Annotated in this window: 11 protein-coding genes; 9 read left to right on the forward strand and 2 right to left on the reverse strand. The window is 51.3% G+C overall.

The window, feature by feature from the left end:
- Position 1: 1 nt before the first annotated feature.
- Positions 2-1,282 carry an HD domain-containing protein gene (locus ABLN87_RS12985; protein ID WP_353010825.1) on the reverse strand — a complete coding sequence of 427 codons (1,281 nt, stop codon included), beginning with the start codon at positions 1,280-1,282 and terminating at the stop codon, positions 2-4.
- 353 nt (positions 1,283-1,635) lie between these two features.
- Positions 1,636-2,235 (reverse strand): helix-turn-helix domain-containing protein, encoded by a 600-nt coding sequence (locus ABLN87_RS12990; protein WP_353010827.1) that lies wholly within the window; start codon positions 2,233-2,235, stop codon positions 1,636-1,638.
- 275 nt (positions 2,236-2,510) lie between these two features.
- Here ABLN87_RS12990 and ABLN87_RS12995 point away from each other — a divergent pair, with 275 nt between their 5' ends.
- From ABLN87_RS12995 to ABLN87_RS13035, 9 genes are all read left to right on the forward strand, one after another.
- A complete protein-coding gene (locus ABLN87_RS12995; RefSeq protein ID WP_353010829.1) occupies positions 2,511-2,705 on the forward strand; it encodes a helix-turn-helix domain-containing protein in 195 nt (64 codons plus the stop codon).
- A gap of 209 nt (positions 2,706-2,914) precedes the next feature.
- Positions 2,915-3,613, forward strand: a complete 699-nt coding sequence (locus tag ABLN87_RS13000) for a hypothetical protein (protein WP_353010831.1) — start codon at positions 2,915-2,917, stop codon at positions 3,611-3,613.
- Positions 3,610-5,745 carry a hypothetical protein gene (locus tag ABLN87_RS13005; protein WP_353010833.1) on the forward strand — a complete coding sequence of 712 codons (2,136 nt, stop codon included), beginning with the start codon at positions 3,610-3,612 and terminating at the stop codon, positions 5,743-5,745. Before ABLN87_RS13000 ends, ABLN87_RS13005 begins: the two co-directional genes overlap by 4 nt.
- Positions 5,732-6,688, forward strand: coding sequence for a TniB family NTP-binding protein (locus ABLN87_RS13010; protein WP_353010835.1), 957 nt, complete (start codon positions 5,732-5,734; stop codon positions 6,686-6,688). Before ABLN87_RS13005 ends, ABLN87_RS13010 begins: the two co-directional genes overlap by 14 nt.
- Complete coding sequence (locus ABLN87_RS13015; protein WP_353010837.1) at positions 6,685-8,490, forward strand: TniQ family protein; 1,806 nt, start codon at positions 6,685-6,687, stop codon at positions 8,488-8,490. Before ABLN87_RS13010 ends, ABLN87_RS13015 begins: the two co-directional genes overlap by 4 nt.
- Before the next feature lie 66 nt (positions 8,491-8,556).
- Positions 8,557-8,904: a hypothetical protein gene (locus ABLN87_RS13020; protein ID WP_353010839.1), complete on the forward strand. Its 348-nt coding sequence runs from the start codon at positions 8,557-8,559 to the stop codon at positions 8,902-8,904.
- A gap of 671 nt (positions 8,905-9,575) precedes the next feature.
- Entirely contained in the window at positions 9,576-10,802 is a 1,227-nt protein-coding gene (locus tag ABLN87_RS13025; RefSeq protein WP_353010841.1) for a phage tail tip lysozyme, read from the forward strand.
- Between the two features lie 13 nt (positions 10,803-10,815).
- A complete protein-coding gene (locus ABLN87_RS13030; protein WP_353010843.1) occupies positions 10,816-12,147 on the forward strand; it encodes a YcbK family protein in 1,332 nt (443 codons plus the stop codon).
- Positions 12,148-12,371: 224 nt separating this feature from the next.
- The gene (locus tag ABLN87_RS13035) at positions 12,372-13,424 is read left to right on the forward strand and encodes a hypothetical protein (RefSeq protein WP_353010844.1); all 1,053 of its coding nucleotides are present in this window, start codon (positions 12,372-12,374) and stop codon (positions 13,422-13,424) included.
- Positions 13,425-13,615: the final 191 nt, after the last annotated feature.

The following is a 13,615-nucleotide window of genomic DNA, read 5'->3' on the forward strand; positions in this document are numbered from 1 at the left end:
ACTATCCGATCAGAGTCCTGACGGAGTTTTCAAGCGCCTCAATGTCACCGCTGTTTTCGACGGTGTAGTCCACATCCACTTCGTCCAGCTCAGTTTCGGACCGATGTGAGCCATCTTTCACCAGATCATATCTCTGCCCTCTTTGGGTCAGTCTCGCAACCCGCACGTCGTCAGGTGCAATTACTCTTACAACAGTGAAACCACGTCTCTTCGCAATTTCATAGTCAGACTTAAACCGCAGAGAATCCAGACATATCGGACGCCCAACTGGCGCGGTGAGCAGTGCAGCATTCACAAAAACTGATGGATCGATCTTTGTCAGCGCATCATCAAGTGTCTGGGTGGTCGATTTGTCATCATTTCCAAAAAGCAGTTTTGCGATCTGTCGGCATATCGCACCAGAAGAAATCCTTTCTGCACCCGCGTGGTAGTTTAGTAGCTTAGCCACAGTCGACTTACCCGCCCCGGATTTGCCGATCAGTGCCACTTGCCTCAAATGGTCTCTAGGTGGAATAGAATTACCATCCAAAATGTCGCAAACCAACTTGCAATAGGAGTGGAAGTTTGCCGGAAAGACTCGTTCAACGTCCGTCAGCAGATCCTCCAAAATCAAACTAAAGTGCTGTTGCAACTGTGGAAATTTCTTAACCCCTTCTCGAGAATATCTGATGGTGAAGGAAAGATGAGAGGGGCCGAGGTCGCCAACTTTTTTAACCCTGACAAACGCCAAGGCTTGGAGTTTGTCGATGGCTTTGACAAACTTCGCCTCCAGTGTTTTCTCCGCAGTAGCCTCAGAGATCAAATCATAATACAAAACGGCGGCATTCGGAGCTAAGTTGCTTGCAAAGTCCTTAAGTGCCGCTGCTTCTTCAGCAGTTTTCGCCTCCCGTTCGGACACACTGAATGCGTGAGTGTCTGAACCGTCGCCATATCTCCCCACTGGGTCTTTGTCCCCAGTAATCATCTCAAGTTGGTCGTGAACGATGGCTAATTCGATTGCTTTAGCAATGTCGAGATTTGGAAACCGGCTACCCAAGAGCATAACGGTATTGGCAACCTGGAAAGAATGCGCCGCGACATTTTCTAGTTGCAACAGTCCGGGTCTTGCACTCTCAAAGCGGCTTTCATTTTCCCAATACCGCTGCCCAAAAAACCGTATCGTGCGCTCTAGGTCAAACAACTTATAGATTTGGTCTACGTCTTGCCTCGCTTCCGCGTCGGCGACAGAGCTTGAGGCTTCTAAAGTCAGGCTCTTCAAGAGTACTTCAAGCTCGTCAGACAAATCTTGCTTCCCGAACAAATAGCAAAATGAAATCAACTAAATCTCGAATCATTCGCACGCGCTGTCAACCAACACGCGAGGCCAAATAGTGCAAGTTCGATTGCCTAGGAGCGCGATCTCGTCGCTTAAGGCAATTGGTCTGGTGCGATGATCGATACGCAGTCTGTTGGTTGTTTGCTTTGCCTCTTTCGATGCTTTTTTGCAGTTCCCGCAACAATTTACCTCAATCCGCCCGCAGCATCGAGAGTTAGGAACGGTGTATTTAAGTTAGTTGCCTACGTTCGAGCAGAAGTTTTGCGCATGGCGGGCATCAGAGGGACCTATGAAAACCTCGCCTGGCTTTGCGCTGCGGATCATAGCTGAGACTTCTTGCGCCGCAGCAGATGCGTCGCAACTTTCATCAATGGGAGTTCTAAAAGCAACGAAGGCAACAAAATCACAATCAAAACCATCGATGCCCCTACCATCCAGTCCGGTCTATAGAATTCAGGCACCAGTGGTACACCGAGTTCCAGACTGAGCTGCACCAGGCCAAAATAGATTGATGACACGGCGTACAACTGGTCTCGTATTTGCAGCAAAATCTGAGCGGGTTTTGAGAAGTTATTCTTCCTATGTGCGCGGCATTCCAGACGTAGCTGCCTCAGGAGGCCCTTGCCTTTCGCAGTTGCGCGGCTGTTGGGGTCGGCTACCTCAGGTGGTCGAAGGCCGAGTTCCTGATACAGCATATTCGTTGGCAAAGGATCGACCTGAAACTCGTCGATGAACCTGAGACGCGTCGCCTGCGTTAACTCCCGAATTTCGTATTCGTAGTTACGAAGGGTCCTCGCGGAAATCCCGATCCGTGCAGCAATTTCAGCCTGGCTTAGATCTTCCGAATCTCGGAACTCCTTCAAGCGCTCTGATGCGATCTTACGCACAATGACGTCATATTTCTCCTTGTCGCGCGCCATCGCATTTTCCCTCAAACCGTCGGGCACTAAGATACTCAAGAACCTTAGTTGATGAAATCTTCGGGATTTCAGGTGGATAGCCGACACCGGAACAATTATACCCTGCGGAACAACTGTTCCGATTTGAAAATTGTTTAAATACAGCATCTTGCAGTGTTGACCATTGGTGATGGAGTTCCTTAGCTGGTGGCAATTTTTCTTTTGTTGCGATCTATCGATTGGACACATCCTGCATGCGAAAACCCACGAAAAGCGACCTGGACGCCCACGAAAGAATGAAAGCTGAACTGAGAATCAGGGGAACATCTCTGGCTCAGTTGGCCCGCGATCTGAGGGTGACTGACTCTGCCTTGACGTTGGTCGGAAAGCGTATGTGCCGATCTCAGAAAATCGAGAAAGCACTGGCTGATGCGCTCGGCGTAGCACCGGAAGCGTTGTTTCCAAATACTAGAGAGGGGGAAGCCCAATGAACTAAAAGTAAAAGGCCATCGAGAGCTGGCACCCTCGAAGGCCTTAAAACTTGGTGCATTTAAGTTTGGAAGCCCAAATGCACCTCTTTCATGACCCAAAAACCGAGACCGGTCAAGCCTGCAGGTAAGCCTGCGGGGCGGTCCCGCTCATCTACATCTGAAGGAGGACCTGTGAGTTGCCGGTTATGCCGGTCCTCACTGATAGTCACATGACTGAAAGCAACATCGACGATCACGCATATTGTCCACCGTCTGAGAGTACAGGCATCAGAAGCTTCGCGGCTCGGTCGAAATCGAGCGTCAGGGGATTTGCCATCTTCGAGATGCCAGCAGAAAAACACCCGCGACAAATCATCTATGAAAGCAATCTGGAGCGGAAAACGCTCCTGACGCTCTGCGCCCAAGCCGATATCTGGAATGTTCACGATCAGCCGGGACGAATTTCTTTCGAGGGTCTTACTGGCAAGCTGGAAACGCACATCCCCGACTACTTGGCTCAGTTTCGATGCGGATTGAGAGTAGCGATTGCAGTTAAGCCATATGATCGGGTCCAGAAGATCAATTTCCGAGCCACGCTTCGCGCAGTCGAAAAGTGCATGTCGCCTAGCTTTGCCGATCGCTTGGCTTTGGTGACTGAAAAGAGCCTAAATCCCGCAGAGGTCCAGAATGCAGAGTTTCTGCATTTGTGTCGCCAGCATAAAGACCGTGAAGCTGATCTCTTGGTTGCAAATGCGGTTGCCGGTCTTGTCGCTTCAACCAGCATTGCGGATCTGGTAAGCGAGGTTGGTTTGGGTGGGCGCGGCTTCCGAGCCGTTTTTCGAGCCATTTATGATGGTCGGTTGTCTGCAGAAAAACGCAGTGTCATCACACCTTTGACAAGCGTGTCATTGCCAGAGATGCAGCCATGACGAAACTGCGGATTTCAACGTGTGATGCCATAGTCGCGCGCGGTGAAGTACATATTGTCGAGCACGCAAAAGAGCACTCGGTACAAATCAAAGCGCTGTACGGCGATGGGGAACGCGTCAACCTTACCCATGAAGAGCTTCGGCAACTCATCGACGAGGGAACGTTTTCAATCGAGTATGGGTATTTTGCGAGTCGGCAGGTGGCACGACGTGCATCTGCTGGGCGAACTCTGATTGACAGACTTCCACAGACCGAAAAGTGGCTGGTCTTTTGGAAGGAATTGTTCGTACGGCTGTTCTTGGCTGCAGAGGCTCAAAATGAAGTATCGCGCTCCGAGGCGTCGTGCATCAAGTTCATTCCTGAACTTCATCGACGTGTCAATAAGCAGATTTTGACTGATCTGTCGAAATCAAAAATCGATGATGGATTTGCTGTATCCCTTTCATGGCCTGCACCCGGTCGGGGGAGTTTGATGAAATGGGTGCGCGTCTGGGCTCCCACGCGAGATCCAATGACGCTGGTGCGCAAAACGATATTCAATGGCGCTAACGCGAAAGGTATCGACGCCGAACGCGAAGCTATTATTGAATCCCATTTGCCCGAGTTTCTCCACGTCAGTGAGATCTCCGTCACTCAGCTTCACCTCGCGATCTCGGGTGACATTCGAGAGCGAAACAAGATCCGCAAGTTGAGCGATCTTCCTCCGCTGAAGGACGTCTCCGAAAGTACGGTGCGCCGCCGGGTCAAGGCCTTAGATGAGTTTGAAGTCGTTGCTGCTCGCAAAGGTCTTTCGGTGGCGAAGAATAAACTTGGAGCTCACTCAGGCGGTCTCGACGTCAGAGCCCCACTGGAACGCGTGGAGATGGATGAGTGGCAGATCGACTTGATGGCCATTCTTGCGGAGGCCGGTATTGACTTTACTAATGACAGTTTGCGTGACGTCGAGATTGGTCGATATTGGATTTGCGCAGCTTTAGACACAGCCTCAAGATCCATACTGGGCCTAAAACTCTCGCGCCAACCCAGCTCAGAGGACGCAAAGGCAGTCCTTTGGATGGCGATGCGCGACAAATCTGACATCTCAAAGCAACTCGGTTGCGAAACAAACTGGAAGCAATTTGGTCACGTCCATCATGTAGCTGTTGATAACGGTCATGCCTTCGTAAACGTGGATTTCAAGGCGGCAGTTTCGGACCTGTCGATTGGATATTCAGTCTTGCCAGCTGGCGTACCAAAGCTGCGTGCCCGAGTGGAACGTATCTTTCTAACCCTGGCCATGATGCTGATGCCTTACTTGACAGGGCGCACATTCGGCAACCCAGTCGAAAGGGGGGACTATCCATCAGAAAAATATGCAGTTCATACGGCCGAGAGTATCATTGAGCTGTTAGTTCGGTTCATTGTTGATGTCTATCACGTCAAAAGCCACCGCGGACTGGAATATGCTTCGCCGAATGACGCATGGGACAAGCTTTGTAACCAGTTTGGCTGGTCCCCCGCTCCCAGCGAGCACAAGCTGAGGCACGTTCTTGGTCTGGATATGACCCGCAAATCCGGGAGACATGGAGTCCTCGTCTGCGGGATCAACTATCATTCGACCGGCCTTTCGCATCATTTCAAAAAACATGGCTCGCAAGAACTTGACCTGCGCATTGATCCGGAAAATCTTGGTCATGTCTCTATTTGGTTTGATGACGCTTGGCGCTCGGTGCCCGCGCTCATTGACGGCGTTGAGGGGGTGTCTTTTGCGTCCTGGGAGCGGACGATCTCAGATGTGCGCCAGAAAAATCGAGCGGCGACCGACATTAATCAAGAAACCATCGACAGGGCCATTGCACGGATGAAGGCGATAGATGCTGAGCAACGTGCCTGGCGACGCCTGGGGCCGATCAGTGTGTCTGCACGTGAGATCCAGCGTGCAGAAAACGAGACATTCTGGGGTCTGAATCTCAAACCTGATCCCGAAAGCACAGAAGCACACCTAGAGATGAGCCCGAAATCGAATGGCGGGTTCCTGTCAGACGTCATTAGTGATCGCACCAATGGGAAAATCGAACCCTCAAACGAGAGTTTCGATGTTAACGACGATGATCCAGTCGAGTTTTGGAGGTTCAGTGATGACGATGAATAATCCTCAAATCAGGCGGATCGTTCAGGATTTGCGGTCTGCATATGTGCCAACCAAGGCTTACCGAAAGCTGGAGCAGAACTTTCAAATGCTGCTGGACCAACGTCGGGCGGACTTGGCGGAGGGCATCACGTCTAATGTTCGTGGAATTGTCCTTATTGGACAGTCTGGCAGCGGCAAATCAACCGCAATCCGGGAACTGGTCAAACAAAACCGGGCCTTGATTGCGTCGAACCCGGAAGAGGAAGTCTGCGAGTTCATCGGGCTACAGGTTCCTTCCCCAGCGACGATGAAGTTCGTGGGGGCGGCAACCCTGAACGCGTTGGGATATCCTTATTCCGGAAGCCAGTCGGGGCCAGTGGTTTGGGATATGGTCAAACGCCAGTTGGAACTAAGGCGAACACTGTTCTTGCATCTGGACGAAGCGCAGGATTTGGCGCGATATCAAACCGACAAAGAACGCCAAGCGGTCGTAAACACACTCAAGTTTCTGATGGAAAACAGTCAGTGGCCGGTTGGGCTTGTTTTGACCGGGATGCCTGATCTCAAAAACATCGTTAATCAAGATGCGCAGCTTGCACGACGGCTGTATCCGATTGAGATTGATCGATTGCATGACCTTCGGCATGCAAAGTCCGTAGTCGATCTCGTAAAGGGATATACCCGTCGCGCAGGCATTGCCATTTCAGATGAACTAAAGTCCGAGAGCTTTGCGCGCCGCCTTATGCATGCAGCGGACTATGAGTTTGGGCTTCTGGCTGAATTGACGGTTCAATCTATTACGGAGGCGATTACGTCCGCAGGTCTCACTGTGGCGTTGCAGACTAAACACTTTGCGGAGGTGTTTCACGCGCGGTCAGCAGCCATTGATGGGCTCAACCCTTTCATTGCGGAGGATTTCACACGGATTCGTGCCCGTGATGTTCTTGGCGGGGTAAGTGTATGACAGCTCCTCTTGTGCTCGCGCCCCCTCTTATTGAGGGAGAGTCACTCAATGGATACGTGAGCCGATCTGCGCAGCTTTTCGGGAGGACACCGCGTGATTTCTGCACGGACCTTGGAATGCGTTGGCCGTATCTGTGCAGCGGGCATGATGATCAGATGGAACGTTTGGCCTGGTTAATCGGTGAAAGCCCTGAGAAGCTTAGTGCGCATACTGCAGGGAAAGTAGGAGAGGGTCGTTTCAAGCTTGGACAGACCGTTGTGACCCTTGGAACGATGCGTCGAACTGCCGTACGTTTGTGCCCGCAATGTGTGGTGACGGCATTAACTGAAATCGGACCTCATGGTGTGTTTCAACTTCTGGAATGGGCCGTCACGTCTCTTCATACATGTGGGCGGCACAAGTGTTATTTGATGACACTCCCGCCCGCCAATCATGCTCATACAAACTATGATTTTGTTGCCCGGGTACTGGACAATATTGATGCCGTTCAAAGTGCCTGCATGAGCCCTGAGACAGCGCAGCAAACTGCATTCGAACGGTATATTCGTGAGCGAATTCAACGAGGCCCAAAAAACGACTGGCTGAAAGATCTCGATCTGACGCAAATACACCGCCTTTGTCTGAACTTGGGTGCTGCAATCGAAGGTTTCAAAATGAAGATCATGAAGACCCTTGGTAGCCAGCAAGAACGCAGCTTGTGCCAACTGGGCTTCAAAAATGTGCGCGCTGGACCGGATGGCTTCAAAGCCGCGCTGAAACGTTTGCACCGACAAAGCACCTCAGATCGACCCTACTTCAGTGCAGATATGGGGCCTTTTTATCAATGGCTCAGAGAGTATTATGAAGACCCAACCTTGGCACCGTTGGTTGACCTGACATGCGACCATATATTCGAAACCTATCCAGTACCGACAGGGAAGGAAGTCTTCGATCGGGTGGCTCCCAAGCAGACCTTGCTGAACATGCATGAGGCGCGAAAGAGATCGGGTTTCGGCGTCATGTTCCTGAAAGGGCTGCTTGGTCATTTAGACGGTGTGGATCTAGCAGAAGCCAACTTGCGAACTGATGTTCGAGTGGATGAGCTTGCACGCGCACAGGCATACGTTGAAGGTCTGATCAATCTCGAAGATGCAGCACGGATGCTTGGTCTCTCTAGGCCTCAAATTAAGGCGCTACAGTCATGCGGCGTTCTCGACATGATCAAAATCACGTCTTCACTCCGATATGTACTGCGAAATCAAGCGGAAAAGCTGCTTGATAAACTCAAGGGTTTGCCAACTGCACTGCCCGACAGATCAGTTGTCCCGCTGAGGGAGTTTTGCCGCTCAAAGCAAGTTACTATGGTTCAAATCATCGACCTTTGGGTGCAGGGCGAACTCGACGGAAAGCTCTGTCGTGGTGAGGGGGTTGGGTTGCAAGCAATTGAAGTTGAGTGGTCCCTGCTGTCCGAAAAAGTTCTGGTCAAGCTCATTGGGGACCTCTCTGCCGATGAAGCTGCGAGGTATCTCAAGGTCAGTGTGGCTTTCATTCGGCGGTTGCGAGATGAGGGGTACTTAGAGGCAGTTTCTCGAAGGAATCCTGACACCAATCATGTGAAGCAATTCATCACCAAACGAAGCATCTCAGAATTCGAACAGCAGTATGTTACGCTCGGGCAGTTGGCGGAAAACCTTAAGATGATGCCATTTCATCTCGCTCGCAAACTTGATCGTGATGATGTATCGCCGATCAACTGCCGGATAGTACAACTAAGAGTTTATTCTAAAGATGCGTTACGCAGATGGTATGGTGAAGATGCCTGAAGGCCAGATCATCCAAAGATCTCAGGCCTTGCTTCGTGAAATCTCAGTGGTCGGCACATCGCAGCCGTGTTGCTGGCGCTGTGGAATGTCGGAACAGATTGGGAGTTGCAACAACCCGCCATGAATGAAGACCAACCTCAGAAAAGACTGCCCATGCCCAGTGCACGTGACTTTCGGAAGGAGCTTCGTGAGCTGAAGCGCACGGGTGAAATTTCGACACCGGCGGGGCAGGAAAGGCTGCGCGAAATTCTCAAGATATTGGGGGTCAATCTGGATAATCCCGGCGGGGAGTACGACACTCACTTTGAAGTCCGAACGGAACCTTTTACAGATGAAGAGTTGTGGGAGAATACCCCTCCGTGTTTTCGGCATTTGTTGCCGCCGGAGGTGATCCAGAAGTTTGATACAGAGTAGCTGGGCAGGTGGTTGGGTTTCAGCTCCTGGAACTTCCCATGACCTCACTTTGCTTGGACGTTCCTCAACCTACGATCGCTTCACATAACACCCCTTTAAGACGTACGCAGTTCGTGACTTTGTGCACTATTAAGCTATGTTGCTGGGGCATGGCGATCTTTCGCAGCGGCACTGCGAACGACAATCACCTCGTGGCAATTGCGGGTGCAGTAGGCGTCGCCAGTCGCCACTGAACTAACTTGCTCCTCCGTCAAAACATGGTCAAGCAGTTCGGGTAAAACCGGCGCATCCACATTGTTGCTACGGATGATTCCGACGACTCGAACTTGTTGGGATTCCTCGCCGATGACAATATGTATCTTGCGCTAATTGCGGCGGTTGGGCCCGCGATGCTGCCGGACGTCTCACTCGCCTGCGGCCTTGGTGCCGATGCTTTCGATGAGCATGTTCTACGGTCCTCCGCTGAAGCGATAGCGGGTGTCTTACAATCGGCAATTTTGAATGGGATAGCTCCATCATTTGGGGGCAGCGGCCTGCCCAAACTTGAAGCTGAGGGTGAAACATGGCACAATGTTCCCGTTTAAGCAGTTTTTTAAGTGCCGGCAATGCCTGTTTTTTTGGCTGTGCAGGAGAAACAACATTTGGACTGATCATTTTTTGGAGTGCTTTTTATGAGCATGCTTTTATCAGGATTGCTGGGCTTGGCCGTGCAAGTCGTACCTAGCCTGTTCAAGGTCCTGAAATCCGACCGCCAAGATGGAGATATCCAGACAGCCGCCATCGCGACTGTAAAAGAGGTTCTTGGCATCAATAAAGATAAACCCACTCAAGCTGAACTTGCTGCAGCAGCGAAACGCCTCGAGGAAGACGAGAAAGCTGAGGCCAAGTTGCGCGAAAAACTGTCCGCTCTCGAGGTCGCAGCTCTTGCAGAACAGGAACGCACGCTCGCGGCCATAAGGGAAATTGATCTGGCCTTCATCGAGCTCGAAATGGCCGAACGCGAGCAACGCCACCTACAGAAGATGGATCGGCTTGATGCGGAACGCAAAAGCGTCGAAGCTGCGCGAGATCACGCACTAGAGGCCGCCGAATCCGACAAGTTTTGGGTCGCGGCAACCAACCCGGTGCTATCGCTCATCATCATCATGGGCTTCATCTGCACACTGGTTTTTATCATCCTTACGAAAGAAGAACTAAAAAACGAAGAGATTTTCTATACTGCCATCGGCACACTTGCCACAGCTTTCGCCACAATTATCGGTTTCCATTTTGGTTCTTCTTCCGGGTCGAAACAGAAGGACGAGCTTCTCATCGACGTTCCGGCGGCAGCACTGCCTACTCAACCACGAGTCAATCCGCGCGAAGCAGCGAGTGCTATCGTTGCCTCGGTCGCGGTTAGCCAGGAAACGGAGCCCGAGTCGAGGCCCGACCCGGGCGGTACATTCGGGCTATTCCGCATTAAATCTCCCGAAATTGCCAGTAGCTTGATGACTGATTTAGGTCTCACACTGGACCAAGCGTGCGGCGTCCTTGGCAATATCGGCCATGAATGCGCGGGCTTTAGAACAATGCAAGAAATCAAACCCATTGTGCCTGGTTCTCGCGGCGGTTGGGGTTGGTGCCAATGGACTGGTTCGCGCCGTCGCGCTTTCGAAGCTTGGTGCGAGAAAAACGGTTTCGACAATCTGTCAGACGACGCCGCTAACTACGGCTTTTTGAAGCACGAACTCGAAACGACTGAGAAGCGGGCGCTCCAACATTTGCAAGGAACGGGCTCGCTCGCCGACGCCACACGCAGTTTCATGGATAAATTTGAACGGCCCGGAATCAAGCATTTTGATGGTCGCCTGAATTGGGCCCGCGAGGCAAAAACGGCGTTCCGGGCAAGCCACAATTAGCAGGAATACGGTAATGAACGCTAAATTGCAGAACCTACTGGATATTGCCAAACTCGTCCTGCCTCCCATCGGTGCTTTAATTGATGACGACGATGGAGAACAGATAGCTAAGGACGTAGCCGATATAGTTGAGGCGGCCATCGGCCACCTCGAGCCCGAACAACAGAAAAAGTTAGTCCAAGAAGACCCCAAGCTTCAGGCTGAACTGAAGGTTCAAATTGAAGAGGTCGCGAATCGTATGGCCGAGGCTGAAAACCGCGCTTTCGAAGCCATGCGTAGTGAAGAGTTGGAGAGCAAACGCAACGAACTGGCTAGCGAACAGCACACACATGAGCAAGAGCTAGCGGAATTCCAAAAGACCCTTGAAGACACCGAAGCTGCCCGCGCGCATGCCGATACGGCGGCGTTATCTGATCGCTGGTGGGTTTCAGGTATCAACCCATTGCTTTCGTTCATCATCGTCATTGCGTTCTTTATGTTCCTTGCCTTGATTGCGCAAAATCCAATCGGCAAGGAAGTCTTAGTCAATGTAAAGGGTGAGGTAATAAATCCTGAGGACGTCCGCTTTAACGAAGAAAGCGAAATGGTCGATGCGGAGGGCGACCCTATCGTACGTCGGATTACGGGTAATAACCTAGAGGTTTTCTACATCGCTTTCGGAGCCATGGCGACGGCCTTCGTAACAGTCGTGGGTTTTCACTTTGGTTCCTCATACGGGTCAAAACGCAAGACTAAACTGCAAAGGCTATATGGCACCCGCGGCATCCTTTCAGCGAACGCGGCGGCTCCAGCAGGCGCACAGGCAGCTTCCGCTACCGGTGGAGGCACCGGGGTAACCGGCAGCTTTAACCCCCACCCTGTTGAATCGGCAGTTGCGACGATAATTTCTGGAAAAAGCAATCTTCACCCTTTCGAACTGTTCTGGACGGAAAACCTGTCCCACATTCAACACTTTAACTGGCGAGAGTTGTTGGAAAAAGGTACGAACAATACTGGCGTTGGCCTGAATACTGATCCCCCGCGTGAACTCTACCAAAATGTTGTGCCGCTCGTAAATGCGCTGGACCGGATTCGAAAGGAACTCGGGGCTCCGATTCAGCTGATCAGCGTGTACCGCAGCCCGGAATATAATCGCCATGTAGGTGGCGCCACGTCGAGCCGCCACATGCAGTTTGATGCTGCTGATTTCCGTGTATTAGGAGGGGGTGCAGGTAATTCGGGACGTTGGAGCAAGGTCGCAAAGAAACTGCGCAGTACAGGCGCCTTTCGCGGGGGTGTTGGCATATATCCGACCTTTGTGCATATAGACACGCGCGGAAAAAATGCTGATTGGGACGAAAGATAGGCGGTGGTTGACCTAACTCGATCCCTGCCGTTGTTGATGCGACGCTTGCTGAATAAGCAGATCGTAATTTCGCATCGCAATGTTATGCAACCGCCGTCATAACTTGTATTTGCCGCAAAAACAAAAATAGTGGTTGGTCAACTCCACCCAGGCACGAGAGCCGCAACGGAAAGCCCTTACTGTCTTGACATATGAAAACAACAAATTTGATTGGGTGTTTTGCGATGAAAATAGATCACGATTATCTTCAGAAATTAGAACTTGAGATAGCCGAGCGGGTTCATTCTGATGTCGAAAGACGCCTATTCCGAAAATACCTCTACATGGGCACATTCGTGGGAGCAGTGTTAGGTGTGTTTGGTTGGTCTGTGGTCGATACGGTCAGGGACCAGGCCGCCGATCTTGCGACTGATGCCGCGCAACCTGCCATTGAGCAGGCCGAACGGGTGATCGAAGATGCGACCAGAGCGGCCTCAGACGCACGATATGCGGCTGAGGCCGCTGCTGTAAGGCTCCAAAGCATCGATGAATACCTGGAACGTCGTGAGCAGATTCTAAGGGAGGTCAGATCTGACACGCGCGCGCAACGCCGTTTAGCCGAGGAAATGCAGGAGGAAACTGAAATATTCTTCCAGGCTACCAGAGAAAAGTCTGAAGAGCTTGACGTCTCGCGACAAAACCTAGCTGATGAGTTTCAAAAGCTGAATAACAACTTATCTGACTATCAGACGCGAACAGAACAGTTCGGAGTAGAGTTGAACCGGTTAGCTAGCGCAGGTGATTTAGAAACGGTGGCGCGGTCTGTTGACACGCTCGGAGCTCAATTGGCAGCGATGAATAAACAACTGCTTGAGTTAACCCAGAAAGCATCAACGACTGAAGCGTTAGTTCAGCAAGGAGCGGATGGTGCAGCTATCCAAGAGGCAGTTACAGAAGTTGCTTCTGAAACGCTTGGCTCTTTGGCGACTACAACTGTCTATTTTCAGTTTGCAGGCTCCACGCGCGAGTTAGCTGAAGCAATATCAGAAAGGCTGAAAGCTGAAAGCTACATCTTGCCTGGAGAGGAACGTACGTCGATTGCCGCAGGTAAACACGAAGTTAGATTTTTCTTTCCGGAAGACTTCGACCAGGCTCAGAAACTGGTCGAAGACGTAAATTCTATTTTGCTGTCAATGGGACTACAGGCAAATGTATCTGTCTCCGACTTCACTGACTTTCAGAGAGCAAAGCCTCGCCGAAATACGTTAGAACTCTGGTTGGAACCTATAGCGCTTTAGGTAATGAACCGTCTCGAGTTTGCCGGAATCTTCAACTCGTGAGTGGGATGAAGCCATTATGAGAAAGACAACAAAAAACCTTATTTTGAGACCTGATGACCTGCCCCCCGAGGCTCCCTCGTTCATACCGAGAGCCTGCGTGTCTGGTCTTCACATTCGTCGTTATAGGGTTGGGCCTCGCGTACTTGTAG

Origin of the sequence: Ruegeria sp. SCP10 (genome assembly GCF_040329495.1) — a bacterium.
GTDB lineage: Bacteria > Pseudomonadota > Alphaproteobacteria > Rhodobacterales > Rhodobacteraceae > Ruegeria.

Coding starts and splice junctions, on each gene's coding strand:
- ABLN87_RS12995 (WP_353010829.1), top strand. CDS start 2,511: ATGAAAGCTGAACTGAGAATCAGGGGAACATCTCTGGCTCAGTTGGCC.
- ABLN87_RS13030 (WP_353010843.1), top strand. CDS start 10,816: ATGAACGCTAAATTGCAGAACCTACTGGATATTGCCAAACTCGTCCTG.
- ABLN87_RS13035 (WP_353010844.1), top strand. CDS start 12,372: ATGAAAATAGATCACGATTATCTTCAGAAATTAGAACTTGAGATAGCC.
- ABLN87_RS12990 (WP_353010827.1), bottom strand. CDS start 2,235: ATGGCGCGCGACAAGGAGAAATATGACGTCATTGTGCGTAAGATCGCA.
- ABLN87_RS13000 (WP_353010831.1), top strand. CDS start 2,915: ATGACTGAAAGCAACATCGACGATCACGCATATTGTCCACCGTCTGAG.
- ABLN87_RS13010 (WP_353010835.1), top strand. CDS start 5,732: ATGACGATGAATAATCCTCAAATCAGGCGGATCGTTCAGGATTTGCGG.
- ABLN87_RS13005 (WP_353010833.1), top strand. CDS start 3,610: ATGACGAAACTGCGGATTTCAACGTGTGATGCCATAGTCGCGCGCGGT.
- ABLN87_RS13015 (WP_353010837.1), top strand. CDS start 6,685: ATGACAGCTCCTCTTGTGCTCGCGCCCCCTCTTATTGAGGGAGAGTCA.
- ABLN87_RS13025 (WP_353010841.1), top strand. CDS start 9,576: ATGAGCATGCTTTTATCAGGATTGCTGGGCTTGGCCGTGCAAGTCGTA.